The 26,531-nt window shown below is 59.0% G+C and carries 19 protein-coding genes; 11 read left to right on the forward strand and 8 right to left on the reverse strand.

Annotation, left to right across the window (positions count from 1 at the left end):
• Window positions 1–183: 183 nt before the first annotated feature.
• Window positions 184–1,563 carry a putrescine aminotransferase gene (ygjG, locus tag AC22LX_RS12500; RefSeq protein WP_047043175.1) on the forward strand — a complete coding sequence of 460 codons (1,380 nt, stop codon included), beginning with the start codon at window positions 184–186 and terminating at the stop codon, window positions 1,561–1,563.
• A gap of 42 nt (window positions 1,564–1,605) precedes the next feature.
• Here the strand turns inward: ygjG and AC22LX_RS12505 are convergent, their stop codons facing one another.
• Complete coding sequence (locus AC22LX_RS12505) at window positions 1,606–1,938, reverse strand: tRNA-binding protein (RefSeq protein ID WP_015369597.1); 333 nt, start codon at window positions 1,936–1,938, stop codon at window positions 1,606–1,608.
• Between the two features lie 207 nt (window positions 1,939–2,145).
• On the opposite strand from AC22LX_RS12505, the gene ebgR reads away from it, so the two are divergent.
• From ebgR to ygjK, 7 genes are all read left to right on the forward strand, one after another.
• Window positions 2,146–3,129: a transcriptional regulator EbgR gene (gene ebgR / locus AC22LX_RS12510; protein ID WP_009485173.1), complete on the forward strand. Its 984-nt coding sequence runs from the start codon at window positions 2,146–2,148 to the stop codon at window positions 3,127–3,129.
• Window positions 3,130–3,337: 208 nt separating this feature from the next.
• Window positions 3,338–6,430, forward strand: a complete 3,093-nt coding sequence (ebgA, locus tag AC22LX_RS12515; RefSeq protein ID WP_487334008.1) for a beta-galactosidase subunit alpha — start codon at window positions 3,338–3,340, stop codon at window positions 6,428–6,430.
• Window positions 6,427–6,876: a beta-galactosidase subunit beta gene (locus tag AC22LX_RS12520; RefSeq protein ID WP_045392269.1), complete on the forward strand. Its 450-nt coding sequence runs from the start codon at window positions 6,427–6,429 to the stop codon at window positions 6,874–6,876. Before ebgA ends, AC22LX_RS12520 begins: the two co-directional genes overlap by 4 nt.
• 94 nt (window positions 6,877–6,970) lie before the next feature.
• Window positions 6,971–8,404, forward strand: coding sequence for an amino acid permease (locus AC22LX_RS12525; protein ID WP_009485171.1), 1,434 nt, complete (start codon window positions 6,971–6,973; stop codon window positions 8,402–8,404).
• Window positions 8,405–8,632: 228 nt separating this feature from the next.
• Window positions 8,633–10,066, forward strand: a complete 1,434-nt coding sequence (locus tag AC22LX_RS12530) for an amino acid permease (RefSeq protein ID WP_045392271.1) — start codon at window positions 8,633–8,635, stop codon at window positions 10,064–10,066.
• Window positions 10,067–10,079: 13 nt separating this feature from the next.
• Window positions 10,080–11,138 (forward strand): protein YgjJ, encoded by a 1,059-nt coding sequence (gene ygjJ, locus AC22LX_RS12535; protein ID WP_045392273.1) that lies wholly within the window; start codon window positions 10,080–10,082, stop codon window positions 11,136–11,138.
• A 17-nt stretch (window positions 11,139–11,155) separates the two neighbouring features.
• Window positions 11,156–13,504, forward strand: a complete 2,349-nt coding sequence (gene ygjK, locus AC22LX_RS12540) for an alpha-glucosidase (RefSeq protein ID WP_487334009.1) — start codon at window positions 11,156–11,158, stop codon at window positions 13,502–13,504.
• Between the two features lie 503 nt (window positions 13,505–14,007).
• On the opposite strand, the gene lsrG is transcribed toward ygjK, so the two are convergent.
• Genes lsrG through lsrA form a run of 6 tightly spaced genes read right to left on the reverse strand, consistent with a single transcriptional unit; the run spans window position 14,008 to window position 19,720 of the window.
• Complete coding sequence (lsrG, locus tag AC22LX_RS12545; protein WP_045392277.1) at window positions 14,008–14,304, reverse strand: (4S)-4-hydroxy-5-phosphonooxypentane-2,3-dione isomerase; 297 nt, start codon at window positions 14,302–14,304, stop codon at window positions 14,008–14,010.
• Window positions 14,301–15,188, reverse strand: coding sequence for a 3-hydroxy-5-phosphonooxypentane-2,4-dione thiolase (gene lsrF, locus AC22LX_RS12550; protein WP_047066085.1), 888 nt, complete (start codon window positions 15,186–15,188; stop codon window positions 14,301–14,303). The genes lsrG and lsrF overlap by 4 nt, the downstream gene beginning before the upstream one ends.
• An 11-nt stretch (window positions 15,189–15,199) precedes the next feature.
• Window positions 15,200–16,201, reverse strand: coding sequence for an autoinducer 2 ABC transporter substrate-binding protein LsrB (gene lsrB / locus AC22LX_RS12555; protein WP_025710578.1), 1,002 nt, complete (start codon window positions 16,199–16,201; stop codon window positions 15,200–15,202).
• A 1-nt stretch (window position 16,202) separates the two neighbouring features.
• A complete protein-coding gene (gene lsrD, locus AC22LX_RS12560) occupies window positions 16,203–17,201 on the reverse strand; it encodes an autoinducer 2 ABC transporter permease LsrD (protein WP_032415568.1) in 999 nt (332 codons plus the stop codon).
• Window positions 17,202–18,236, reverse strand: coding sequence for an autoinducer 2 ABC transporter permease LsrC (gene lsrC / locus AC22LX_RS12565; protein ID WP_004174225.1), 1,035 nt, complete (start codon window positions 18,234–18,236; stop codon window positions 17,202–17,204).
• Window positions 18,233–19,720, reverse strand: a complete 1,488-nt coding sequence (lsrA, locus tag AC22LX_RS12570; protein WP_487334010.1) for an autoinducer 2 ABC transporter ATP-binding protein LsrA — start codon at window positions 19,718–19,720, stop codon at window positions 18,233–18,235. Before lsrA ends, lsrC begins: the two co-directional genes overlap by 4 nt.
• Window positions 19,721–19,938: 218 nt before the next feature.
• On the opposite strand from lsrA, the gene lsrR reads away from it, so the two are divergent.
• From lsrR to AC22LX_RS12585, 3 genes are all read left to right on the forward strand, one after another.
• On the forward strand, window positions 19,939–20,910 hold the full coding sequence (gene lsrR, locus AC22LX_RS12575) for a transcriptional regulator LsrR (RefSeq protein ID WP_045392282.1): 972 nt from the start codon (window positions 19,939–19,941) through the stop codon (window positions 20,908–20,910).
• Between the two features lie 37 nt (window positions 20,911–20,947).
• Window positions 20,948–22,540 (forward strand): autoinducer-2 kinase, encoded by a 1,593-nt coding sequence (gene lsrK, locus AC22LX_RS12580; protein ID WP_045392284.1) that lies wholly within the window; start codon window positions 20,948–20,950, stop codon window positions 22,538–22,540.
• 689 nt (window positions 22,541–23,229) lie between these two features.
• On the forward strand, window positions 23,230–25,251 hold the full coding sequence (locus AC22LX_RS12585; RefSeq protein WP_049061637.1) for an NADPH-dependent 2,4-dienoyl-CoA reductase: 2,022 nt from the start codon (window positions 23,230–23,232) through the stop codon (window positions 25,249–25,251).
• A gap of 132 nt (window positions 25,252–25,383) precedes the next feature.
• On the opposite strand, the gene rlmG is transcribed toward AC22LX_RS12585, so the two are convergent.
• Window positions 25,384–26,514, reverse strand: coding sequence for a 23S rRNA (guanine(1835)-N(2))-methyltransferase RlmG (gene rlmG, locus AC22LX_RS12590; RefSeq protein ID WP_047050306.1), 1,131 nt, complete (start codon window positions 26,512–26,514; stop codon window positions 25,384–25,386).
• Window positions 26,515–26,531 lie beyond the last annotated feature (17 nt).

Consider the following 26,531-nt stretch of genomic DNA (forward strand, 5'->3'; position numbering starts at 1 on the left):
AACGGCAGTTTATCTTGCAGCCTCAGGAATAAAACGTGCCAATAATTAAGTTATGAGATTAAATTTTGCACATTTGCGCCTTAACTTTGCGTTTATCCCGATTTTCATCGTCGCTGCCAGGCTGGCGTAATCCCTGCAATACTTAATTCAGTATCATGTGATACGCCCCCCCAGGAGCACATTTTGAACAGGTTACCTTCCAGCGCATCGGCTCTGGCCTGCAGCGCGCACGCACTGAATCTCATCGAGAAGCAATCGCTCTCCCATGACGAAATGAAAGCACTGAACCAGGAGGTGAGAGAATACTTTAAAGAACATGTGAACCCGGGGTTTCTGGAGTATAGAAAATCGGTCACAGCCGGCGGGGATTACGGAGCCGTAGAGTGGCAAGCGGGAGGGTTAAATACGCTTGTCGACACCCAGGGACAGGAGTTTATCGACTGCCTTGGTGGGTTTGGCATCTTCAATGTAGGGCACCGTAATCCAGTTGTGGTATCCGCCGTCGAAAATCAACTCGCGAAACAACCGCTTCACAGCCAGGAGCTGCTGGACCCGCTGCGGGCCATGCTGGCGAAAACGCTGGCGGCCTTAACGCCCGGCAAGCTCAAATACAGTTTCTTCTGCAATAGCGGCACGGAATCGGTGGAAGCGGCGCTGAAGCTGGCAAAAGCCTATCAGTCTCCGCGCGGCAAATTTACCTTCGTCGCCACCAGCGGCGCGTTCCACGGTAAATCGCTGGGCGCGCTGTCGGCCACCGCGAAATCGACCTTCCGTAAACCGTTTATGCCGCTGCTGCCGGGCTTCCGTCACGTGCCGTTCGGCGATATTAACGCCATGCGTTCCATTCTGAGCGAATGCAAGAAAACCGGTGATGACGTCGCGGCGGTGATCCTTGAGCCTATCCAGGGCGAAGGCGGCGTGATCCTGCCGCCGGCGGGTTACTTACCGGCGGTCCGTAAACTGTGCGACGAGTTTGGCGCGTTGCTGATCCTCGACGAAGTACAGACCGGCATGGGCCGCACCGGCAAGATGTTCGCCTGCGAGCATGAAAACGTGCAGCCGGATATTCTATGTCTGGCTAAAGCGCTCGGCGGCGGCGTAATGCCGATCGGCGCGACGGTAGCGACGGAAGAGGTCTTCTCGGTACTGTTCGATAACCCATTCCTGCACACCACTACCTTCGGCGGCAACCCGCTGGCCTGCGCGGCGGCGCTGGCGACGATCAACGTCTTGCTCTCGCAGAACCTGCCGGCGCAGGCGGAGCAAAAAGGCGATCTGTTGCTGGACGGCTTCCGTCAACTGGCGCGCGAATATCCGGATCTGGTGAATGAAGTCCGTGGGAAAGGCATGCTGATGGCCATTGAGTTTGTCGATAACGAGATTGGCTATAACTTTGCCAGCGAGATGTTCAGGCAGCGGGTGCTGGTCGCCGGGACGTTAAACAACGCCAAGACGATCCGCGTTGAACCGCCGCTGACGCTCACCCTCGAACAGTGCGAACAGGTGCTGAAGGCGGCGCGCAAGGCGCTGGCGGCACTGCGCGTTTCGGTCGAAGAGACATAATTCACACCCGACCCTCTCCCGCTGGGAGAGGGTATTTTCGCGTTATACCACCCGCACGCCTGCCGGCATGACGCGCTCCGGCGTCAACAGCACGCTTTCGCTTTCATCCTCGGTTTCCGCGCATAACAGCATGCACTCAGAAGTTTCACCACGCATTTTGGCTTTCGCCAGATTACACAGCACCACCACCGTTTTCCCCAGCAGCTCTTCTTCGCTGTAGTAGGGCACCAGGCTGGTGACCGTCTGCAGCGTGCGGTCGCCGACATCAATCCGCGCGATGTACAGTTTGTCAGCATTGTCATGGCGCTTCACCTCGACAATCTTGCCGACGCGCATCTCCAGTTTGGCAAAATCAGCGTAAGCTACGGTATCCATCTCTCACCTCCAGTAAATTTTTACTAAAAGATAGCAAGTTTTTGCCGTTCGTCTGCATAATGCTGAGAATAATGCTACTTCTGTCACGCTATCGCCGGGGAAAACAGCCCTCGCGCGCAGGCGTTTTTTACTGAAATAAGGTGCAGGACGCGACGCTTGCTTTACAATGGATGAGCAAACATGGGCAACGTCCGATAAAGGAAAAAGATGGCAACGCTAAAAGACATTGCGACCGAAGCGGGTGTTTCGCTGGCGACGGTTTCCCGGGTGTTAAACGACGATCCCACCCTGAACGTGAAAGAAGAGACCAAGCATCGCATTCTCGAGATTGCGGAGAAGCTGGAGTATAAAAGCAGCAGCGCGCGTAAAACGCAGGTCCTACCCGTCGGCCACCATCATATCCTGGCGCTGTACAGCTACCAGCAAGAGCTGGAAATTAACGACCCTTACTATCTCGCCATTCGCCACGGTATTGAAACCCAGTGCGAAAAGCTCGCCATCGAGCTCACCAACTGCTATCTCAATAACACCCTGCCCGAGCTGAAAAAAGTCACCGGCGTATTGATTATCGGCCAGCCGACGCGCGAGCTGCGCGAAACCGCCAGCGCGCTGACCGACAATATCTGCTTTATTGATTTCCACGAAGCCGGCAGCCCGTACGATGCGGTGGATATCGACCTGGTACGTATCGCTAAAGAGGTGGTCGACTTCTTTATCCAGCAGGGCGCGTCGCGTATTGGATTTATCGGCGGCCAGGACCAGCCCGGCAAGGCCGATATTCGCGAAGTGGCGTTTGTGGAGTACGGCCAGTTGAAGGGCGTGGTTTCAGCCGATGATATCTGGCGCGGCGGTTTTTCAAGCTCGTCCGGTTATGAGCTGGCGAAGCAGATGCTGGCGCAAGCGGAATTTCCGCGGGCGCTGTTTGTCGCCTCGGACTCCATCGCCATCGGCGTGCTGCGCGCCATTCACGAACGCGGGCTGGCGATCCCGGAAGATATTTCGCTGATTAGCGTCAACGATATCCCCACCGCGCGCTTTACCTTCCCGCCGCTGTCGACGGTGCGGATCCACTCCGAAATGATGGGTAGTCAGGGGGTGAACCTGCTGATCGAGAAGGCCCGCGATGGCCGCGCCCTGCCGCTTAACGTTTTTGTTCCCAGCGTGTTGAAGCTGCGCGGCACCACCCGTTAATCCAACCCCATCCCGGCGGCGCTTCGCTTAGCCGGGCTACCGGTCCTGACCGGAACGCCATTCTGTAGGCCGGGTAAGGCGAAGCCGCCATCCGGCACAAAGTGGCTCATTTTGTGATCGAGTTAAAGTAAATCATCCCTGACGATTTTATTTAGTAAAAGTTTTACTAAAATGAGTTTTATCTTATTAAGCCGTTCAGGGAGGCGATATGAATCGCTGGGAAAACCTTCAACTCACTCATGAAAACAGGCTGCCGCCGCGGGCGTATTTCTTCTCTTACGACTCACTGGCCCAGGCGCGGACCTTCGCCCGCGAAACCAGCAGCCGCTTCCTGTCCCTCAGCGGGCAGTGGAACTTTCGCTTTTTCACCAACCCGCTGCTGGTACCGGAGAGCTTTACCTCATGCTATCAGAACGAGTGGGGGCCAATTACCGTACCGGGTATGTGGCAGATGGAAGGCCACGGTCAGCTGCAGTACACCGACGAAGGTTTCCCCTTCCCCATCGACGTGCCGTATGTCCCGACCGATAACCCGACCGGCGCCTACCAGCGCCTGTTCACCCTCGGCGACGGCTGGCAGGGCAAACAAACCATCATCAAATTCGATGGCGTCGAAACCTATTTCGAAGTCTACGTTAACGGCCAGTACATCGGCTTTAGCAAAGGCAGCCGCCTGACCGCCGAGTTCGATATCAGCGCGGCGGTGCAAACCGGCGACAACCTGCTGTGCGTGCGCGTGATGCAGTGGGCGGACTCCACCTATATTGAAGATCAGGACATGTGGTGGTCGGCGGGCATTTTCCGCGACGTCTATCTGGTGGGGAAAAATCCGCTGCACGTGCAGGATTTCACCGTGCGCACCGATTTTAACGATGACTACATCGACGCGACCCTCTCCTGCCAGCTGACGCTGGAAAACCTGGCTCCGCAGACGGCGGCGGCGACGCTGGAATATACCCTGTTCGACGGCGAAAAGGCGCTTTATTCGGGCAACGTCGGTCAACTGCAGGTCAGCCAGCAGCTGAACACCGGCTTCACGATTGATGTGAGCGCGCCGCAGCAGTGGTCGGCGGAAAACCCGTATCTTTATCATCTGGTGCTGACGTTAAAGAACGCCGCCGGCGAGGTGCTGGAAATCATCCCGCAGCGCGTCGGTTTCCGCGATATCAAAGTGCGCGACGGCCTGTTCTATATCAATAACCGCTACGTGATGCTGCACGGCGTAAACCGCCACGATAACGATCATCTGAAAGGCCGCGCGGTCGGCATGGATCGCGTGGAAAAAGATCTGCTGCTGATGAAGCAGCACAACATCAACTCGGTGCGCACCGCCCACTACCCGAACGACCCGCGTTTCTATGAAATGTGCGATATCTACGGACTGTTCGTGATGGCGGAAACCGACGTGGAGTCCCACGGTTTCGCCAACGTCGGCAACCTCAGCGCCATCACCGACGACCCGGCCTGGGAACACATCTACGTTGAGCGCATCGTGCGCCACGTGCACGCGCAGAAAAACCATCCGTCGATCGTCATCTGGTCGCTGGGTAACGAATCCGGTTATGGCTGCAACATCCGCGCCATGTACCACGCCACCAAAGCGCTGGATGATACCCGGCTGGTGCACTACGAAGAGGATCGCGACGCCGAGGTGGTGGATATCATCTCCACGATGTATACCCGCGTACCGCTGATGAACGAATTCGGCGAGCACCCACATGAAAAACCACGCATTATTTGCGAATACGCCCATGCGATGGGCAACGGTCCCGGCGGACTAACTGAATATCAGAACGTTTTTTACCAGCACGACTGTATCCAGGGCCACTACGTGTGGGAATGGTGCGACCACGGTATTCAGGCCAGCGACGAAAACGGCGCGGTGTGGTACAAATTCGGCGGCGATTATGGTGACTACCCGAACAACTACAACTTCTGTCTTGATGGCCTGATTTTCTCCGACCAGACGCCGGGGCCGGGCCTGCGCGAATACAAACAGGTCATCGCCCCGGTAAAAGTGCAGGCGCGGGATATCTGCCGCGGCGAACTGCGGGTGGAAAACAAACTGTGGTTCTCCACTCTCGATGACTACACCCTGCGCGTTGAAGTGCGCGCCGAAGGCGAAACGCTCTCCAGTCAGTTGCTGAAAGTGAAAGACCTGGCGCCGAACAGCGGCCGCGACCTGCAAATCGCCCTCCCGCAGCTCGACGAACGTGAAGCTTTCGTCAACATCATGGTGACCAAAGATTCGCGCACCCCGTATAGCGAAGCCAATCACGATATCGCCGTCTATCAGTTCCCGCTTAAAGCGCGAACCGCCGCGCGAACGCCGCTGTTAAACGCCAGCGCCACGCCGCTGCAGATTGTCGATGAACGCCTCAGCTACACCATCTGCGGCCATAACTTCCGCGTGGTGTTCAGCAAGGTCAGCGGCAAACTGAGCGAATGGCAGGTCAACGGCGTCGACCAGGTAACCCGCGAGCCGAAGATTAACTTCTTCAAGCCAATGATTGATAACCATAAACAGGAATACGAAGGACTGTGGCAGCCGGCCCACCTGCAGATAATGCAGGAGCATCTGCGCGAATTCAGCGCTGAAATAGAGGGCGAAACGGTGGTGATCACCACCCGCAGCGTGATTGCGCCGCCGGTGTTCGACTTCGGTATGCGTTGTACCTATCGCTGGCAGATTACCCCACAGGGCCACATCAACGTTGAGCTGGCCGGCGAGCGCTACGGCGACTATCCACACATCGTCCCGTGCATCGGCTTTATGCTGGGCATTAACGGTGAGTTCGACCAGGTGAACTACTATGGCCGCGGGCCGGGCGAGAACTACGCCGACAGCCAGCAAAGCAACATCATTGATATCTGGCATACCACCGTCGACGATATGTTCGTCAATTATCCGTTCCCGCAGAACAACGGTAATCGTCAGCACGTGCGCTGGGCATCGTTCAGCGACCGCCACGGCAGCGGTCTGTTGGTCGTTCCGCGCAATACGCTCAACATCAGCGCCTGGCATTATACGGCAGAAAACCTGCACGCCGCCCAGCACTGCAACGAACTGCAGCGCAGCGATGACATCACCCTGAATATCGATGCGCAACTGCTCGGCCTCGGCTCCAACTCCTGGGGCAGCGAAGTGCTGGATAGGTGGCGCGTCTGGCTCAACACCTTCAACTATGGCTTTACGCTGCTGCCGCTGGAGGGCGGATGCGGCACCTCGCAGGTACTGGCGAACCATAGCTTCGGCGCCGGTTTCTTTTCCCCCGTTGCACACAGCGAGGCTGAACAATGAGAATTCTCGATAATTTAGAACAGTTTAAGCAGGTTTATCATAGCGGCCGCAAATGGCAGCGCTGCGTGGAAGCCATCAATAACATCGACAACATCCGCCCGGGTGTGGCGCATTCCATTGGCGATTCGCTCTCCTATCGGGTGGAATCCGATAGTACGACCGATGCGCTATTTGTCGGCAACCGCCGCTACTTTGAGGTGCACTATTACCTGCAGGGGCAGCAGAAAATCGAGTTTGCCGCCAAAGAAAATCTGCAAACCGTCGCCTGCTACCGCGACGAAACCGATCGCGAATACCTGAAAGGGATCGGTGAAACGGTGAAGGTTCACGAAGGGCAGATGGTGATTTGCGATATCGACGAAGCCTACCGCTTTATCTGCGATGCGCCGGTAAAAAAAGTGGTGCTGCGAGTCACGGTTGAAGACGGATACTTCCTCAATAAGTAAACCCGCGTTAAGCGACAAGGGAGGTCAACGGGTAAGCCCGTTGGCCTTTCGGTTCCAGCCCGCTGCGGCGGGTAGATGAATGATTGGAGGACGTATGTCCGAATCTGTACGTGCCAAAATCGGCAAGTTCGCGCTGCTATCGATGGCCTTTACCGCCGTCTTTAACGTGCGAAATATCGTCAATAACAACATTGAGTTAGGGCTCAGTTCCGCGCCTATCTTCTTATTCGCCACTATCGTTTACTTTATCCCATTCGTGTTTATCATCGCCGAATTCGTCTCGGCCAACAAACACTCCGAATCCGGGATGTACGCATGGCTGAAGCAGCCGCTGGGGACCCGCGCCGCCTATCTTGGTTCCTTCCTCTACTGGTTTGTGAACCTGTTCTTTTTCCTCTCGCTGTTGCCGAACGTGGTGGCCTACGCCTCATACGCGATCACCGGTTACGCGATCCCCTTCTCGCCGATGGTGACCTCGCTTATCTCCATCGTGCTGTTCGCCATGGCTACCCATATATCCACCAAAGGGGCGACCTGGCTGGGTAAAATTTCCGAATGCGTAGCCTACGGCGTGTTCGCTTTGTTCGCGATTTACGTCGTCGGCGCGCTGACCGCGCTGGGTTCCGGTCACGTCCCGGCGCAGCCGATTACCCTGGCGGCGATGGAGCCGACCATCAACTGGGCGACGCTCGGTATCATGTGCTGGATTTTCCAGGCCGCGGGCGGCGCGGAAACCGTTGCCGCCTACCTCAACGACACCAAGGGCGGGCAGAAATCCTTTATTAAAGTCATCATCACCGCCGGAGTGCTGATTGGCGGTATGTACGCCTTAGGTTCGCTGCTGGTTAACGTCTTTGTCGCCCGTGAAAACCTGACCTACGCCGGCGGAATGGTGGAAATCTTTACCGGTCTCGGCGCCTACTTCCACATTTCTGAAGCGCTGATGGGCCGCTTCGTCGGCATCATCCTGTTTATCGCTATCTTCGGCAGCATGATGATGTGGACCGCCGCGCCGGTCAAAATCCACTTCTCGGAAATCCCGAAAGGTATCTACGGCCAGAAAACCACCGAGCTGAACGCCCACGGCGTGCCGGTACGCGCCGCCTGGTGGCAGTTCCTGTTCGTCTTCCTGATGTTGATTGTTAACGGCTTCGGCTCCGCCAGCGTGCAGCAGATGATGAACACCGCCATTAATCTCACCGCCGGTACCGCCATGCTGCCGCCGCTGTTCATCATGGCCGCCTACTTCGTCTTCCGCTGGAAACACGATGACACGCCGCGCGATTTCCGTATGGGCTCAAGGAAAGTGGGCATGAGCGTGGTATCGATGCTGATTGTGATTTTCGTGGTTAGCATGACCGCTTCGGCCTTCCCGCCGGGCGTCGATCTGGTTAACGCTTTCTTTATCAACGTCTTTATGACCGCGGTCTTCTCCGGCCTGGCGTGGTGGTGGATCACCCGCTTTGAAAAAAAGCAGCAACGTCTGCGCGCCGCGGCGCCGGTTAACGCTGCCGCCGCCGGTAAATAACGTTCCTGTCGTCCCGTCAGCCCCTGGTCGGCTGGCGGGATTTTTTTAACCCTCTCCTGATTACGTATTACTCAACCTTTTTCGTGATCGAGTTAAAGCTATTCGGTTTCTTTACTTCTATTTACTAAAACTTTTACTAAAATCGACATTAATTCTTAACTACCTCTACCCTACAAACAACACAACCCCTTCAGCGACCCTCTGAAGGACAATGTGTGGAGATGTGTTATGTCTGATACTAAACGTAATACCATCGGCAAGTTCGGCCTGCTATCGCTGACCTTTGCCGCCGTTTACAGTTTCAATAACGTCATCAACAACAATATCGAACTGGGGCTGGCGTCGGCGCCGATGTTCTTCCTCGCTACCCTGTTCTACTTCATTCCGTTTTGCCTGATTATCGCCGAGTTCGTGTCACTGAATAAAAACTCCGAGGCCGGGGTTTACGCCTGGGTGAAGAGTTCGCTCGGCGGCCGTTGGGCGTTTATCACCGCCTATACTTACTGGTTCGTAAACCTGTTTTTCTTCACCTCGCTGCTGCCGCGCGTGATCGCCTATGCCTCTTACGCCTTCCTCGGCTACGAATACATTCTGACGCCGTTCGCCACCACCGTGTTGAGCATGGCGCTGTTCGCTTTCTCCACCTGGATCTCCACCAACGGCGCGAAAATGCTGGGGCCTATCACCTCCGTTACCTCATCGCTGATGCTGCTGCTGACGCTCTCCTATATTTTGCTGGCCGGTACCGCGCTGGTGGGCGGCGTGCAGCCAGCGGATCCGATCACCGTCGAGGCGATGATCCCTAACTTCAACTGGGCGTTCCTCGGTATTACCACGTGGATCTTTATGGCGGCGGGCGGCGCGGAATCGGTGGCGGTGTACGTCAACGATGTGAAAGGCGGCTCGAAATCCTTCGTCAAAGTGATCATCCTCGCCGGGATCTTCATCGGCGTGCTGTACTCGATCTCCTCCGTGCTGATCAACGTCTTCGTCAGCAGCAAAGAGCTGAAGTTTACCGGCGGATCGGTGCAGGTGTTCCACGGCCTGGCGGCTTACTTTGGCCTGCCGGAAATGCTGATGAACCGCTTCGTCGGCCTCGTTTCGTTTACCGCGATGTTTGGCTCGCTGCTGATGTGGACCGCCACCCCGGTTAAAATTTTCTTCTCGGAAATTCCCTCCGGCATCTTTGGTAAAAAAACCGTCGAGCTCAATGAGAACGGCGTCCCGGCGCGCGCGGCCTGGATCCAGTATCTGATCGTCATTCCGCTGATGATTATCCCGACGCTGGGATCCAACACCGTGCAGGATCTGATGAACACCATCATCAACATGACCGCCGCCGCTTCCATGCTGCCGCCGCTGTTCATCATGCTGGCCTACCTCAACCTGCGCCGCAAACTCGACCATCTGCCGCGCGATTTCCGCATGGGCTCGCGTACCACCGGCATCGTGGTGGTATCCATGCTGATTGTGATTTTCGCCATCGGCTTCATCGCCTCAACCTTCCCAACCGGCGGCAACATCCTGACCATTATTTTCTACAACGTTGGCGGGATCGTGATTTTCCTTGGCTTCGCGTGGTGGAAATACAGCAGATACGTCAAAGGATTAACCCAGGAACAACAACAAATAGAAGCGGCTCCGGCTTCCCATACCTCTTAAATACCTTAAAAAAATGAAAACTAACCCTTACTTATACGGGGCACTCGTTGCCCTGGCTTTTTGCGCCCCTGCGGCGGCCGCTGAGACTGTCCATCCGGCCGAGCACGACGATACCAAAACGCCGGAATTAACCACCACCTCCTATCGCTTTTACGGCGAATTGGGGGTTGGCGGATACATGGATTTAGAAGGCGAGGACAAACATAAATACAGCGATGGCACCTATATCGAGGGCGGGCTGGAGGTCAAAAACGGCCACTGGTTCGGGCTGATTTACGGCGAAGCCTGGACGGTACAGGCCGATAGCCAGGGCAATGCCTGGACGCCCGGCCACAGCTGGGGCGGCGTGGAAGGCGGCCTTAACCGCCTCTATGGCGGCTATAAAACCGATAACAACACCGAGATCATGCTCAGCCTGCGCCAGGACTCGTCGCTGGACGACCTGCAGTGGTGGGGCGACTTTACCCCCGATCTGGGTTATGTGATCCCCAATACCCGCGACATCATGTACGCGCTGAAGGTACAAAACCGCAGCGGCGATTTCCGCTATAGCGTCACCGCCACGCCGGCCGGTCATCACGATGAAAGCAAGGCCTGGCTGCACTTCGGCAAATATGATCGCTATGACGATAAGTACACCTATCCGGCAATGGTCAACGGCTACGTGCAGTACGACATCGTCAAAGATGTCACCTGGATGAACGGCCTTGAAGTGACCGACGGCACCGGACAGCTATTCCTGACCGGCGTTCTGTCGCCCAATCTGGCCTTCCGCGCCTGGCACCATACCGGCCGCGCCAAAGGGCTGGATGTTCCCGGCAGCGAAACCGGCTTTATGGCCAGCGCCATGTATGAAGCCTTAAGCGGGCTCTACTTCTCCACCGCATACAGCTACGCCAAACACCGCCCGGACCACGCCGCTGATGAAACCACCGCGTTTATGCAATTTGGCATCTGGTACGAATACGGCGGCGGGCGTTTCGCCACCGCCGCCGACAGCCGTTTCTACACCAGCAACGCCAGCGGCGACCCGAGCGACAAAATTTTCCTGATGCAATACTTCTACTGGTAACAAGGAGCCGAGATACCATGAACCTCACCACTACGCTGACGCCGCTGGCCTGCGCGCTGATGCTGAGTTTTTCCGCCCACGCCGTCACCGCGCAGGCGTTTAAAAACGTCATCGATCGTAGCGGCGCGCCGCAGTATATGCAGGATTTCGACGCCGATGACCACCAGCGCTTCAACCCCTTTTTCGACCTCGGGGCGTGGCACGGCCACCTGCTGCCCGACGGCCCGGCGACCATGGGCGGTTTCCCCGGCCCGGCGCTGCTGACCGAAGAGTACATCAACTTTATGGCCACCAACTTCGATCGCCTGACGGTGTATCAGAACGGCAAAAAGGTCGATTTCACCCTGCAGGCCTGGAGCCTGCCCGGCGCGCTGAAACAAACGCTGACCGCGCCCGGCGTGAAGGTGGAGATGACGCTGCGCTTCGCCAGCGCCCACACTTCGCTAGTGGAGACCAAAATCACCAGCAACACTCCACTGAAGCTGGTGTGGGATGGCGAATTACTGGAAAAACTGGCCGCCAAAGAGGGTAAAGCGCTGTCGGGCAAAACCATTGATGAAGCTTTCCCGGACTATCAGCGCCGTCTGAGCGCCACGCCCGACGGCCTGACGGTCAGCTTTGGCAAAGTTCGCGCCGCCTCTGACCTGATGACTTCCGGCGAATCGCAGTATCAGATCCACCGTTCGCTGGCAACCGAGACCCGTATCGACGGTCACCGCTTCACCAGCAGCGCGGAGATCCGCGGCTCCACCACCCTCTACACCACTTATTCGCACCTGCTCACCGCGGAGCAAGCGCGGCGGGAAAAAGCGCAGATCCGCGATATTCTGGCGCGCCCGGCTTACTATCTCACCGCCTCCGAACAGCGCTGGGACGGCTATCTGCAAAAAGGTCTCAGCAATCCAGACGCTACCGCCGAACAGACCCGCGTGGCGGTGAAAGCCATTGAGACGCTCAACGGCAACTGGCGCGCGCCGGGCGGCGCGGTGCATTACCACACCGTCACCCCATCCGTGACCGGCCGCTGGTTCTCCGGCAACCAGACCTGGCCGTGGGATACCTGGAAACAGGCCTACGCCATGGCCCACTTCAACCCGGATATCGCCAAAGAGAATATCCGCGCCGTCTTCTCCTGGCAGATTAAAGCCAATGATAAGGTGCGCCCGCAGGATGCCGGATTTGTGCCCGATCTGATTGCCTGGAACCTGAGCCCCGAGCGCGGCGGCGACGGCGGCAACTGGAACGAACGCAACACCAAGCCAAGCCTCGCGGCCTGGTCGGTGATGGAGGTGTATAACGTCACCAAAGATAAAGCATGGCTGGAAGAGATGTATCCGAAGCTGGTGGCCTATCACGACTGGTGGCTACGCAACCGCGACCATAACGGTAACGGCGTGCCGGAATATGGCGCGACCCGCGATAAGGCGCACAACACCGCCGACGGCGCCATGCTGTTCACGGTGAAAAAAGGGCAAACCGAGCAGACGCTTTCCGGCCTTAGCGCCTACGAGCAGGTGACGGCCAAAGGCGATTACGACAGCCTCGAAATCCCGGCGCAGGTAGCGGCATCGTGGGAATCCGGGCGCGACGATGCGGCGGTATTTGGTTTTATCGATAAAGAACAGCTGGATAAATACGTCGCCAACGGCGGCAAACGCAGCGACTGGACGGTGAAATTCGCCGAAAACCGCGACCGCGACGGCAACCTGCTGGGGTATTCGCTGCTCCAGGAGTCGGTCGATCAGGCCAGCTATATGTACAGCGATAACCACTATCTGGCGCAGATGGCGACCATTCTTGGCAAAGCGGAGGAAGCAAAGCGCTATCAGGCGCTGGCGGCGAAGCTGGCGGATTATATCAATACCTGCATGTTCGACCCGCAGACCCGCTTCTATTACGACATTCGTATCGAGGAACAACCGCTGGCCAACGGCTGCGCCGGTAAACCGATCGTCGAGCGCGGCAAAGGGCCGGAAGGCTGGTCGCCGCTGTTTAACGGCGCGGCGACGCAGCAACATGCTGACGATGTGGTTTCGGTGATGCTCGACCCGAAAGAGTTCAACACCTTTGTGCCGCTGGGCACCGCCGCGCTGACCAACCCGGCCTTTGGCGCCGATATTTACTGGCGCGGACGAGTGTGGGTGGATCAGTTCTGGTTCGGCCTAAAGGGAATGGAGCGCTACGGTCATCGCGATGAGGCGCTGAAGCTGGCGGACGCCTTCTTCCAGCACGCCAAAGGCTTAACCGCCGATGGCCCTATTCAGGAGAATTACAATCCGCTGACCGGCGCCCAGCAGGGGGCGCCCAACTTCTCGTGGAGCGCGGCGCATTTATATATGTTGTATAACGAGTTTTTCCGTAAGTAGTAATTCCCCTCACCCTAACCCTCTCCCCACAGGGGAGAGGGAACCGTTCGATGCCGTTTTTATTCATTGCTCCGGCCCGCTTTTCTCCCTCTCCCACTGGAGAGAGGGAACCGTCCGATGCCGTTTTTATTCACTGCTCCGGTCCGCTTCTCTCACTCTCCCACTGGAGAGAGGGAACCGTTCGATGCCGTTTTTATTCAATGCTCCGGCCCGCTTTTCTCACTCTCCCACTGGAGAGAGGGAACCGTTCGATGCCATTTTTATTCAATGCTCCGGCCCGCTTTTCTCACTCTCCCACGGGAGAGAGGGAACCGTCCGATACCGTTTTTCTCCCTCTCCCACTGGAGAGAGGGAACCGTTCGATGCCGTTTTTATTCACTGCTCCGGCCCGCTTTTCTCCCTCTCCCACTGGAGAGAGGGAACCGTTCGATGCCGTTTTATTCACTGCTCCGGCCCGCTTTTCTCCCTCTCCCCTCGGGAGAGGGTCGGGGTGAGGGCTCGTCTCACACCGCCGGTAATAGGCCGATAAAGCTGCGTTTCTGCCGCGGCTGCGACATCATCTCCTCCAGCTTTTCGACGCAGGCTAAATAGTGCGGCGTCTTCTTATGCGCCAGCACCGCCTCATCGTCTTTATAGGCTTCGTAGATAAAAAAGCGGGTTTTCACCTCTGGATCCTGCAGGACATCAAAGCGCAGGTTGCCCGGTTCCCGCAGCGCGCCTTCGTGGTTGGCGCGAAACACCTCGAGAAACTCATCCACCCGCTCGGGTTTAATATTGATCTCCACCAGCGTGACGTTCATTTCAGCTCTCCCTGTTTTTCTTCCTGCCAGAACTGATACGCTTCGCGCGCGTTCAGATTCTCATGCACCACCTTTTTCACCGCCTTCAGCATCGCACGCGGGGCGCTGGACTGGAAAATATTGCGCCCCATATCCACCCCGGACGCCCCCTGGTCAATTGCCCGCCAGCACATCTCCAGCGCCTCATGCTCCGGCAGTTTTTTACCGCCGGCGATGACGATCGGCACCGGACAGCTGGCGGTCACTTTTTCAAAGCCTTCCTCAACGAAATAGGTCTTCACAAACTGCGCCCCCATTTCGGCGGCAATCCGGCTGGCCAGCGAGAAATAGCGCGCATCGCGGGCCATCTCTTTGCCGACGCCGGTAACCGCCAGGACCGGCATACCGTAGCGATTGCCGGCATCCACCAGTTTGATGATGTTATTGATCGACTGATGTTCGTATTCGCTGCCGATATAGACCTGCGCCGCCACCGCGCAAACGTTGAGACGCAGCGCGTCTTCCATCGCCACCGCCACGCATTCGTTAGAGAGTTCGCTCAAAATCGAATTACCGCCGGAGGCGCGCAGCACCACCGGCTTATTGGTGGCCACCGGTACCTGGCTGCGCAGTACGCCGCGGGTGCACATCAGCACATCGGTGTCGGCAAACAGCGGCGCAATCGACAGGTCGATACGCTCAAGCCCGGTCGTTGGACCCTGGAAGTAGCCGTGATCGAAGGCCAGCATCACCGTGCGGTTGCTGTGCGGATTAAAGATGCGCGCCAGCCGCGACTGCATGCCCCAATCCAGCGAGCCGCAGCCTTTCAGGGTATACAGCGTGTTCTGCTGCGGGCGGTCGATACCGAAGTCCTTACCCTCTTTGATGTCGTCTAAATCAGCCATCTCATCCTCCGTCAGAAGTCGTAGTTGTTGATATTCTCTTTGCTGAACACCACGCGCTCCGGCAGCAGCACGATACCGTTGCCCTTCGCTTCATACTGGTAGCCCTGCACGCTATTCGGTTCGACCTTCAACGAGCCGATATCTTTCACCTCAACGCTATCGCCTACGTTAAGATCGCCCTTTTTCAGCAATCGATCGGCGACGTTAACCGCAATTTTGCCCTGCTGAACCACATCCCACAGGCCGAAAGCTTTCACCGTGCCGCGCTCAACGTACGGGCGCATCACGTTCGGAGTACTAAAGCCGACGATCGCCACGCCCTGACGCTTGAGGTTCTCCGCCGCCTGCGCCGCCGCCGGCAGCGCATTGGCATCCGGCGCGATAATGGCGTCGAGATCCGGATAGGCTTTTAAGATCCCCTCGGCGGTTTGCAGCGATTTGGTGGCATCGTTATAGCCAAACTGGGTGGTGACGATTTGCCACTGCGGATGCTCTTTTTCGATTTTGGCTTTGGCTTCCTTCACCCACTGGTTCTGGTCGGTCACCGTCGGGCTGGAGTAGAAAAACGCCACTTTGGCGGCTGGTTTGCTGACCTGCTTTTCCGCCATCTCCACCAGCAGGCCGCCGAGCTGCTGCGGCGTACCCTGGTTGATATAGATGCTGCGGCACTCCGGCTTGGTATCGGAATCCCAGGTCAGGACTTTCACCCCACGCTGCATCGCCCGCTTCAGCGCCGGGCACAGGCCGTCCGGCGAGACGGCGGAGACGATAATCGCGTTGTAGCCCTGGTTGACGAAGTTGTTGATAAGCTGCACCTGGCCGGAGACGCTGGGCTCGGTCGGGCCGTCATAGGTGACATCAACGCCCAGCGCTTTCCCTGCCTCTTTCGCGCCGTTGCCGCCGCTGGTAAAGAAGCCGACGCCAACCAGCTTAGGAATAAAGGCGATGCGGTCCGCCGCCTGCGCGGTAACCACGCTCATCGTCAGCGCCAGCACGATCAGTTTTAATTTCATTTTATGCTCCGATTGTTTTATGCGAGAAAAGACGCCGCCAGGTTGCGCGCACCCATTCACGGTGCAGGCTCAGCGAACGCCCCATCACCACCACAACCAACAGCGCCCCTGACAGCGCGCTCGACACCTGGTTGGGGATGCCGACCATCTGTAAACCCTGTTGCAGATACCCCACCAGCAACGCCGCCAGCGCGGTACCCAGTATCGATCCCGAGCCGCCGTAAATATTGGCCCCGCCAAGCACCGCCGCGGTCAGCGCCGGCATCAGCAGGTCGCGACCTAAATCCGAACGCGCCGAGCCGAAATAGGAGACCATCACCAGCGCTGCGACCGCCGATGCGACGCCAACCAGGCCATACAGCACGTACGGGATGCCGTTCACCGACAGCGCGGCATAGCGCGCGGCGCGCGGGTTTTGCCCGAGTAAAAAGAGGTGGCGGCCAAAGCGCCCGCGATGGGCCAGCAGCCAGAAGAAAAAGGTGATAATCGCGAACAGCACCAGCGGCAGCGGCAGTCCTGCGAGGGTTAAATTGGCGAAGGCGGTGAAGCTATCGGGAAAACCGCCAATCCCCTCGTAACCGGTCGCGCCGGCCATCCCGGAAAGCAGCAGCGCGCCGCCACCGTACAGATACAGCGTCCCGAGGGTGATCACCAGCGGGCTGATGCCGGTGTAGTGAATCAGCGCGGCGTTAAATAACCCGCACAGCAGCCCCAATAGCAACGTCAGCGATACCGCCAGCCACAGCGGCCAGCCCGCCTGGGTCATTACGCCGAGGGCGATAGCGCACAGGCCGATGGTCGAGCCCAGCGAAATATCGATCCCGCCGCTGATGATCACCAGCGTCAGCGGCAGCGCGACGATGCCGATGCAGATAAAGTCGCTGGTGCTAAAGAGCAGCATATTGAGATCCAGCATGCGCGGATTCAACGCGCCGAATAGCAGGATTTCCGCGATCAGCAACGCCAGCAGCGCGCTTTCCCAGTTAAGCTTCAGCTTCATTTAAGCCACCTCTTTGCTTTTGCGTTCGGGAAAGCGGGCAACCTGTTTGCCCCCTTTATTACCGGGCTGGAAACGGCTGTACTTTAGCGCCCGCTGATGGCGGGCCAGCGCCTGGCGCAGGCGGCCATCGAGCACTAGCACGCCGAGCAGCACCAGGCCGGCGATAAAGTCATTCCACCAGGCGGGAAGGCGGAACAGCACCAGCACGGTGTCGATTTGGGTGAGGAAAAAGGCGCCGAGAAACGCGCCGAGCAGCGTACCGGTACCGCCGAGCAACGAGATCCCGCCCAGTACGCAGGCGGCGATGGCTTTCATCTCCAGCCCGCTGCCGGTCTGATTAGGCACAAAACCAATTTGCGCGGCGAAGACGATCCCGGCGCAGGCCGCCAGCATGCCGTTGAGGGTAAAGGCCAGCATCCGCGTGCGGTTGACCGCCACGCCCAGCTGACGCGCGGCGGCGAGATTATCGCCAACGGCGTAAAAATCACGACCAAAGGCGGTGCGCGACAGCAGCCAGCCGCCCGCCAGCAGCAGCGCCAGCACCAGCCAGCCCAGCGGCGACACGCCAATAAACGCGGGCTCCGAGAGCGATTTCAGGCTGTCGGGCAAGCCCTCGATCCATTTCCCGCCGGTCCACAGCAGCATCACTCCGCGATACAACCCCAGCGTACCGAGCGTCGCGACAATCGCCGGAATGCGCAGTCCCACGACCAGCAGGCCGTTAAAAGCCCCGGCCAGCGCGCCAATCGCCAGCGCGAAGGCGATAGCCGTCGCCAGCCCGTAACCGTTGTTCAGCGCCACGCCGACGGCGATGGCGCACAGCCCAACGGTCGAGCCTACCGACACATCAATATTGCGGGTCAGCATCACCAGCGTCGCGCCTAATGCCAGCAGGCAGAGGATCTGCGAGCTGGCGAAAATCATCGCCAGGGTCTGCAGGCTGAAATAGGCTGGATTGAGCGCCACCAGCACAACAAAGAGCGCCACGATGGCAAAGAAGGCGCTCAGTTCGCGATTCTTCAGTAACGTTTTCATGCCTGCCCTCCGAAGGCCAGGGTCATCATGCGATCGACGGTCACCGCCTGCCGCGCCAATTCGCCACTGTAGCGGCCCTGATGCATCACCAGCACCCGGTCGGCCAGGCCAACGAACTCATCCAGATCGCTGGAGATCATCAACACCGCCACGTTTTGCGCGGCAACGCTTTTTAGCAGTTGATAGATATCGGCGCGGGCGGAGACATCCACGCCGCGCGTCGGCTCATCGACAATCAGCAGTAACGGATTGGCTTCCAGACAGCGCGCCAGCAGTACCTTCTGCTGGTTACCGCCAGAGAGAGTGCGCACCGGCTGATCGCCATCGGCCAGCTTGATCCCCAGCGCACGGTGATAGCGCTCAACCACCGCCGCCTCCCGTTTCCCCTGCTGCCACCACGACGGCTGATTGAACATCACCGTGTTCCAGCGCACCGGCGCATCGAGAAACAGCCCCGAGACCTGGCGGTCTTCCGGCAGATAGACCAGCCCGCTGGCTAGCCTGGCGCGGATACTATCGCGGCCGATCTCGCGATTCTCCAGCCAGATCCGCCCGGCGCGCGGTGGACGCAGGCCGTATAGGGTTTCAGCAAATTCGGTGCGCCCAGATCCCACCAGCCCGGCCAGACCGACGATCTCTCCGGCGCGGATCTCCAGATTGAGATCGATAAAACCTTCTCCGGTGAGATCCTCCACCCGTAGCACGGGAAAGTCCTGCGGTTGAGTACGCCGGTTGCCCGGTAGCGCCAGCCACAGCTTTTGCGTGTCGCTCAGCGCATGGTCGCGGCTGGCCGGCGTCATAGCGTTAATCAGTTGCTCATCGCGATAAGCCGCGGTCTCGCCGCTCAGCACCACCGCGCCATCGCGCATCACCGAAATATGGCTGGCAAGCTGGCGTATTTCGGGCAATTTGTGTGAGATAAAGACGATCCCAACGTCCAGCGCCTGTAACGCGCGGATCTGGCTAAAAAGCCTCTCGGTTTCACCCGGCGTTAAAGAGGCGGTGGGTTCATCCAGGATCAGGATCCTGGCCTCGCGCATCAGTCCGCGCAGGATCTCGACCATCTGTTGATCGGCTACCTCGAGCGTGCTGGCGCTGGCGTCGAGGTTGATCTGGCAGCTCAACTGCTGCAGTTTGTCCTGCAACCGCGCGGCGGTATCCGCCCGCTTCGACAGGCGGAAGAGAATGTTCTCGCGCACGCTGAGGTTGGGAAACAGCATCGGCTCCTGCGGCACCAGATAGATGCCCAGCTGGTGCGCCAGCGCCGGATTGAGACGCGCAAACGCGCGGTCACCGAGCGTCAGTTCACCGCTGTCCGGCGTTTCAACGCCAGCGATGATCTTCATCAGCGTTGATTTACCCGCGCCGTTGCCGCCCATCAGCGCATGCACCTGGCCCGCGCATAGCGTGAAATCGATGCCCTTCAGCACCGCAACGCCGGAGAACTGTTTGCAAATCTGACGAGCTTCAAACAGTGGCTTCATCATCGCGCCTCGATTGAACAAATGATTTTTAAATTTAATAATGTTCAAAAGCGTAGACGGTGAACTATATTTACAACCGTGCGAAGATCACACTTTGGTGCTTTAGATCGTCAGGAATAAATGCGCCAGCGATGAAAGATCCGTTTTGCCAGTCGGCTCACACTTTCCGACCGCGCAATAGCGAACATATGATCTAAATTTTTATAAGAGTTCAATTTATGAGCGAAAAACGCATTACGGAAGAGAACCGCTACGCCGGGCTGGCGTTAGCCGAGGAAGAGCTGGTGGCGCGGGTGGCGTGGTGTTACTACCACGATGGCCTGACGCAAAATGACATCGGCGAGCGTTTGGGGCTGCCACGGCTGAAGATTTCCCGCCTGCTGGAGAAAGGCCGCCAGTCCGGAGTGATCCGTGTACAGATCAACTCGCGCTATGAGGGCTGCCTGGCGCTGGAAAGCGAACTCCAGCAGCGTTTTGGCCTCAAGCTTGCCCGCGTGCTGCCGGCGCTCAATACCCCGCCGATGAATACCCGGCTGGGGATCGGCGCGGCGCAGTCGCTGATGGGCATTCTGCAACCGGGGCAATTATTGGCGGTCGGGTTCGGCGAAGCCACCATGAGCTGCCTGCAGCATCTCAGCGGATTTATTGGCTCGCAGCAGGTGCGGCTGGTGACCCTCTCCGGCGGCGTCGGCCCTTATATGACCGGCATCGGCCAGCTTGATGCCGCCTGCAGCGTCAGCATTATTCCGGCGCCGCTGCGGGTCTCTTCGGCGGAGGTCGCCGAGATCCTGCGCCGCGAGTCGAGCGTGCGCGACGTGATGCTGGCGGCGATGGCGGCGGACGCGGCGGTGGTTGGCATTGGCGCCATCGATCAGCGGCGCGACGCCACCATTTTACGCTCCGGCTATATCAGCGAGGGCGAACAGCTGATGTACGCGCGCAAAGGCGCGGTCGGCGACATTTTAGGTTATTTCCTGCAGGCCGACGGCCGGCCGGTAGAAGGACTGGAGATCCATCGGGAACTCCTCGGCGTAACCCTTGATGAGCTGGCGCAGCTGCCCACCATCGTCGGCGTCGCCGGGGGAGAACAAAAAGCGCAGGCGATTCATGCCGCTCTGATTGGCAAGCGCATTAATGGCCTGGTAACGGAAGAGACAACAGCACGCGCGGTGCTCGCACTGGCCTCCTGACGGCCTGGCGCCGCGCGACAACAGCGAGGCGCATGTCATGAGTTACCTGTTAGCGTTAGATGCCGGGACCGGCAGCATTCGGGCGGTCATTTTCGATCTTAATGGCCGCCAGCTGGCGGTAGGCCAGGCCGAATGGAAACACCTGAGCGTTGATAACGTCCCCGGCTCGATGGAGTTCGACCTTACTACCAACTGGCAGCTGGCCTGCCAGTGCATTCGCCAGGCGCTCGACGCCGCCCGACTCTCTGCCGCCGATATTCAGTCCGTCGCCTGCTGTTCGATGCGCGAAGGGATCGTCCTCTATGACCGCGACGGCGAGGCCATCTGGGCCTGCGCCAACGTCGATGCCCGCGCCAGCCGCGAAGTGGCGGAGCTTAAGGAGATCCACGACTATCGTTTTGAATCCGAGGTGTACGAGGTCTCGGGACAAACCCTGGCGCTAAGCGCCATGCCGCGCCTGCTGTGGCTGGCGCACCACCGCCCCGATATCTACCGCAAAGCGGCGACCATCACCATGATCAGCGACTGGCTGGCGGCGAAGCTTTCCGGCGAGCTGGCGGTCGACCCGTCAAACGCCGGCACCACCGGCATGCTCGATCTGTTCAGCCGCGACTGGCGCCCGGCGCTGCTGGATATGGCCGGACTGCGCGCCGATATGCTGTCGCCGGTCAAAGAGACCGGTACCCTGCTGGGCGCCGTCACCGAAGCGGCGGCGCAGCAGAGCGGCCTGCGCGCCGGGACACCGGTGGTGATGGGCGGCGGCGACGTCCAGCTCGGCTGCCTGGGCCTTGGGGTGGTGCGTGCCGGGCAAACCGCAGTACTCGGCGGCACCTTCTGGCAGCAGGTGGTCAACCTGCCGCAGGTGCGTACCGATCCGCAGATGAATATTCGCGTTAATCCTCATGTCATTCCCGGCATGGTGCAGGCGGAATCGATCAGCTTCTTTACCGGGCTGACCATGCGCTGGTTCCGCGACGCCTTCTGCGCTGAAGAAAAACTGATTGCCGAGCGGCTCGGCGTTGATGCCTATTCGCTGCTGGAGGAGATGGCCAGCCGCGTGCCCGCCGGATCCCACGGCGTGATGCCTATTTTTTCCGACGCTATGCACTTTAAGCAGTGGTACCACGCCGCGCCGTCGTTTATTAACCTCTCCATCGATCCGGAGAAGTGCAACAAAGCGACCCTGTTCCGCGCGCTGGAGGAGAACGCGGCGATTGTCTCCGCCTGCAACCTGGCGCAGATTTCGCAGTTCTCCGGCGTGACATTCGAGAGCCTGGTGTTTGCCGGCGGCGGCTCTAAAGGCGCGCTGTGGAGCCAGATCCTCAGCGACGTCACCGGCCTGCCGGTGCGGGTGCCGGTGGTCCGCGAAGCCACCGCTCTGGGCTGCGCCATCGCCGCCGGAACCGGCGCCGGACTGTATGGCGATATGGCCAGTACCGGAGAGCGGTTAGTGAGCTGGCATCGCGAGTTCACCCCTAATCCGCAGCATCGCGAGCTGTATCAGGAGATGATGAGCAAGTGGCAAACGGTGTACGCCGATCAGTTGGGTCTGGTGGATAGCGGGCTGACAACGTCGATGTGGCAAGCGCCGGGTCTGGAGCGCCGCCAGCGCGTAGCCCCCTCACCCTAACCCTCTCCCGGTGGGAGAGGGAACCGTTCGGCACTAGCGTTGAATATCGGTGCCGGTCCGCCTTTCCCCCTCGCCCTTTGGGTGAGGGAACCGTTCGGCGCAGGCCTTGAATACCGGTGCCGGTCCGCCTTTCCCCTTGCCCTTTGGGTGAGGGAACCGTTCGGCGCAGGCCTTGAATACCGATGCCGATCCGCCTTTCCCCCTCGCCCTTTGGGAGAGGGAACCGTTCGGCGCAGGCCTTGAATACCGATGCCGCTCCGCCTTTCCCCCTCGCTCTTTGGGTGAGGGAACCGTTCGGCGCAGGCCTTGAATACCGGTGCCGGTCCGCCTTTCCCCTTGCCCTTTGAGCGGGAACTGTTCGGCGCAGGCCTTGAATACCGGTGCCGGTCCGCCTTTCCCCCTCGCCCTTTGGGTGAGGGAACCGTTCGGCACTAGCCTTGAATACCGATGCCGATCCGCCTTTCCCCCTCGCCCTTTGGGTGAGGGAACCGTTCGGCACTAGCGTTGAATATCGGTGCCGGTCCGCCTTTCTCCCTCTCCCTTTGGGAGAGGGTCGGGGTGAGGGACAACGTGTTCCGTTCTTTGAATCCCATCACAATCACCGCACTCCCCTTTTCCCTTTTTCTCCGCGACGGCTAAATTAGTAACTCATCCGACCACATAACAATAATTTTACATTGGAAGCCACTATGAGCCGCTATCCGTCGCTTTTCGCCCCGCTTGAGCTGGGCTTCACAACGCTCAAAAACCGCGTGTTGATGGGCTCAATGCATACCGGGCTGGAAGAGTTACCGGATGGCGCGCAGCGGCTGGCGGCCTTTTACGCCGAGCGCGCCCGCCACGGCGTGGCGCTGATCGTCACCGGCGGCATCGCCCCGGCGCCCTCTGGCGTCACCATGGCCGGCGGCGCGGTACTCAATGATGCCAGCCATCTGGCGCACCATCGCCATATTACCGACGCGGTACACCAGGAAGGCGGCAAAATCGCTCTGCAGATCCTGCACACCGGGCGCTACAGCTATCAGCCCGCGCTGGTCGCCCCCTCGGCGCTACAGGCGCCGATCAACCGTTTTACGCCCCATGAACTGAGCCACGATGAGATCCTTACGCTTATCGATGATTTTGCCCACTGCGCCCAGCTGGCGCGCGAAGCGGGCTATGACGGCGTCGAAGTGATGGGCTCTGAGGGCTATCTGATTAACGAATTTCTCGCCGCGCGCACCAACCAGCGCGACGACCAATGGGGCGGCGATTATGCCAGGCGCATGCGTTTCGCCATTGAAGTGGTTAAGGCGGTGCGCCAGCGCGCCGGTCACGATTTCATTATCATCTACCGTCTGTCGATGCTCGATCTGGTCAACGACGGCAGCACGCTGGCGGAGGTCACCGAACTGGCCCAAGCCATCGAAGCGGCAGGGGCGACAATCATTAATACCGGCATCGGCTGGCACGAAGCGCGCATTCCGACCATCGCCACGCCGGTACCGCGAGGGGCTTTCAGCTGGGTCACCCGCAAGCTGAAAGGCGCGGTGTCGATCCCGCTGATTACCACCAACCGCATCAACGATCCGCAGGTCGCGGAGGATATTCTCGCCCGCGGCGATGCCGATATGGTATCGATGGCCCGCCCGTTCCTCGCCGACGCCGAATTTATGTCGAAAGCGCAGAACGATCGTGCCGATCAGATCAACACCTGCATCGGTTGCAACCAGGCGTGTCTCGATCGGATTTTCGTCGGCAAAGTCACCTCCTGTCTGGTCAACCCGCGCGCCTGCCATGAAACCCTGATGCCGGTCCTGCCTGCCAACGCGCCTAAACGGCTGGCGGTGGTCGGCGCCGGGCCTGCCGGCCTGGCTTTCGCCGTTAACGCCGCCGCCCGCGGCCATCAGGTCACGCTGTTCGATGCGCTCCCGGAGATCGGCGGCCAGTTTAATATCGCCAAACAGATCCCCGGCAAAGAGGAGTTTCACGAGACGCTGCGTTACTACCGCACCATGCTCGATCTTCATGGTGTCGATCTACGCCTGAATACCCGCGTCACGGCAGACGATCTGCTAACGTTCGATGAGACGATCCTCGCCACCGGTATCGCCCCGCGCCTGCCGGCGATCGCCGGGATCGATCATCCCAAGGTGCTGAGCTATCTGGATGTCTTGCGCGATAAAGCGCCGGTTGGCGCAAAGGTGGCGATTATCGGCTGCGGCGGCATCGGCTTCGATACCGCGATGTATTTAAGCCAGTCGGGCGCGGCCACCAGCCAGGATATCGGCGAGTTCTGCCGCGAATGGGGTATCGATACCAGCCTGCAAACGGCGGGAGGGCTGAGTCCTGAAGGCCCGCAGTTGAGTAAAAGCCCGCGACAGATTGTGATGCTGCAGCGCAAAGCCAGCAAACCGGGCGAAGGGCTCGGCAAAACTACCGGTTGGATCCACCGCGCGACGCTGCTGGCGCGCGGCGTGAAAATGATCCCGGCGGTCAGCTATGAAAAGATCGATGATGAAGGGTTACACGTCACTATCGGCGGCGAGCGCCAGCTGTTGGCGGTCGATCAGGTAGTTATCTGCGCCGGTCAGGAACCGCGCCGCGAGCTGGCGGAACCGCTGCGCGCGGCGGGGAAAACGGTGCATTTAATCGGCGGTTGCGACGTGGCGGCGGAGCTGGATGCGCGCCGGGCGATTGCCCAGGGCACAAAACTGGCGCTGGCGATTTAGCCGTGTCCCGGGGGCGGCGCGATGCGCCTTCCCCGGGCTACCACGATAATCCCGAAAGGTAGCCCGGCTAAGGCGACAGTCAGTAGCCCGGCTAAGGCGAAAGCCGCAAGCCGGGGGAAACAGCGACATGCATCAGCGCTGTTTACGCACCTTCGTTGCTTTCAAAATGACAAACTTATTGTTCGTCGCAATGGTCGTGCAATTACCAAAAGCGCGCTTCAGTTTACGGAAGTAATCGAGGTGGCGGTTGCCGACGACGTATAGCTCGCCGCCGTATTTCAGGCTGCGGCGGGCATCGTTAAACATCTGCCAGGCAATATGGTCGGTAATGGCGTGCTGCTGATGGAACGGCGGATTACACAGAATCGCCGTAAAGCGGTCGGGCTCTATGCCGGAAAGCGAATTGTTGACCATGAATTCACAGCGTGCGATATCGTCCGGCAGGTTGCGCTCGACGTTCAAACGGCTGGAAGCCACCGCCATGTGCGACTCATCGGTGAACATCACGCTGGCGTTTGGGTTTTGCGCCAGCGCCTGCAGGCCAATCACCCCATTGCCGCAGCCAAGATCGGCGATCTCGCCTTCTAAATCAGACGGTAAATGCTGCAGGAAGAAACGCGCGCCGATATCCAGTCCGCTGCGGGCAAAAACGTTGGCGTGGTTATGGATGGTCCACGGCGTGCCGTCCAGCTTCCAGCTGTAGGTTTGCGGCGCATCGGCAAGCTTAGGGGCGGTGAAAACGCAGTGGATCAGACGCGCTTTTTTCCACGCCAGCGAGGTGGTGGTGGTACCGAGGATTTTTTCAAACAGCGCCAGCGTCGAGTTGTGTACGTCACGGGCTTTCGCCGCGGCGATAATGCGGGTTTCCGGCGTCACCACTTCGCGCAGCGCGCGCAGCTGCTGTTCCAGCAGCGCCAGCTGTTTTGGCACCTTAATCAGCACCAGCGCCGGCGAGGCCGGCAGCGGGCTCAGGCTATCCTGAAAGCGCACGCTCTCTTCATCGATACCGTTCATCCGCAGGTTGTGGCGGGTCGCCAGCTCGGAAATAAAGGAGTCGTTGATGCTGACCGGGTTGCGCTCCGCCAGCGCGCAGGAGAGCGCGCCGAAGCCGTCGTTGAAGATGAGCGTCAGGCCGTCGACGTCATTCACCTGTTGCAGCAGATATTCATCCGCCGCTTCCCATGCCTGAAGCGCTTCTTCTTCAGCGTTAGGTGGGAACCGCTCTAATGTGAATAACTCACCGTTTAACTCTACCTGGCTCATCGCCCCTCCGAAATGCT

It is taken from the genome of Klebsiella sp. PK01 (assembly GCF_057624675.1).

Excerpts from the sequence above, each read along its gene's own strand:
- AC22LX_RS12505 (WP_015369597.1), bottom strand. The coding sequence starts at position 1,938 with ATGGATACCGTAGCTTACGCTGATTTTGCCAAACTGGAGATGCGCGTC.
- ebgR (WP_009485173.1), top strand. The coding sequence starts at position 2,146 with ATGGCAACGCTAAAAGACATTGCGACCGAAGCGGGTGTTTCGCTGGCG.
- ebgA (WP_487334008.1), top strand. The coding sequence starts at position 3,338 with ATGAATCGCTGGGAAAACCTTCAACTCACTCATGAAAACAGGCTGCCG.
- AC22LX_RS12520 (WP_045392269.1), top strand. The coding sequence starts at position 6,427 with ATGAGAATTCTCGATAATTTAGAACAGTTTAAGCAGGTTTATCATAGC.
- AC22LX_RS12525 (WP_009485171.1), top strand. The coding sequence starts at position 6,971 with ATGTCCGAATCTGTACGTGCCAAAATCGGCAAGTTCGCGCTGCTATCG.
- AC22LX_RS12530 (WP_045392271.1), top strand. The coding sequence starts at position 8,633 with ATGTCTGATACTAAACGTAATACCATCGGCAAGTTCGGCCTGCTATCG.
- ygjJ (WP_045392273.1), top strand. The coding sequence starts at position 10,080 with ATGAAAACTAACCCTTACTTATACGGGGCACTCGTTGCCCTGGCTTTT.
- ygjK (WP_487334009.1), top strand. The coding sequence starts at position 11,156 with ATGAACCTCACCACTACGCTGACGCCGCTGGCCTGCGCGCTGATGCTG.
- lsrG (WP_045392277.1), bottom strand. The coding sequence starts at position 14,304 with ATGAACGTCACGCTGGTGGAGATCAATATTAAACCCGAGCGGGTGGAT.
- lsrF (WP_047066085.1), bottom strand. The coding sequence starts at position 15,188 with ATGGCTGATTTAGACGACATCAAAGAGGGTAAGGACTTCGGTATCGAC.
- lsrB (WP_025710578.1), bottom strand. The coding sequence starts at position 16,201 with ATGAAATTAAAACTGATCGTGCTGGCGCTGACGATGAGCGTGGTTACC.
- lsrD (WP_032415568.1), bottom strand. The coding sequence starts at position 17,201 with ATGAAGCTGAAGCTTAACTGGGAAAGCGCGCTGCTGGCGTTGCTGATC.
- lsrC (WP_004174225.1), bottom strand. The coding sequence starts at position 18,236 with ATGAAAACGTTACTGAAGAATCGCGAACTGAGCGCCTTCTTTGCCATC.
- lsrA (WP_487334010.1), bottom strand. The coding sequence starts at position 19,720 with ATGAAGCCACTGTTTGAAGCTCGTCAGATTTGCAAACAGTTCTCCGGC.
- lsrR (WP_045392282.1), top strand. The coding sequence starts at position 19,939 with ATGAGCGAAAAACGCATTACGGAAGAGAACCGCTACGCCGGGCTGGCG.
- lsrK (WP_045392284.1), top strand. The coding sequence starts at position 20,948 with ATGAGTTACCTGTTAGCGTTAGATGCCGGGACCGGCAGCATTCGGGCG.
- AC22LX_RS12585 (WP_049061637.1), top strand. The coding sequence starts at position 23,230 with ATGAGCCGCTATCCGTCGCTTTTCGCCCCGCTTGAGCTGGGCTTCACA.
- rlmG (WP_047050306.1), bottom strand. The coding sequence starts at position 26,514 with ATGAGCCAGGTAGAGTTAAACGGTGAGTTATTCACATTAGAGCGGTTC.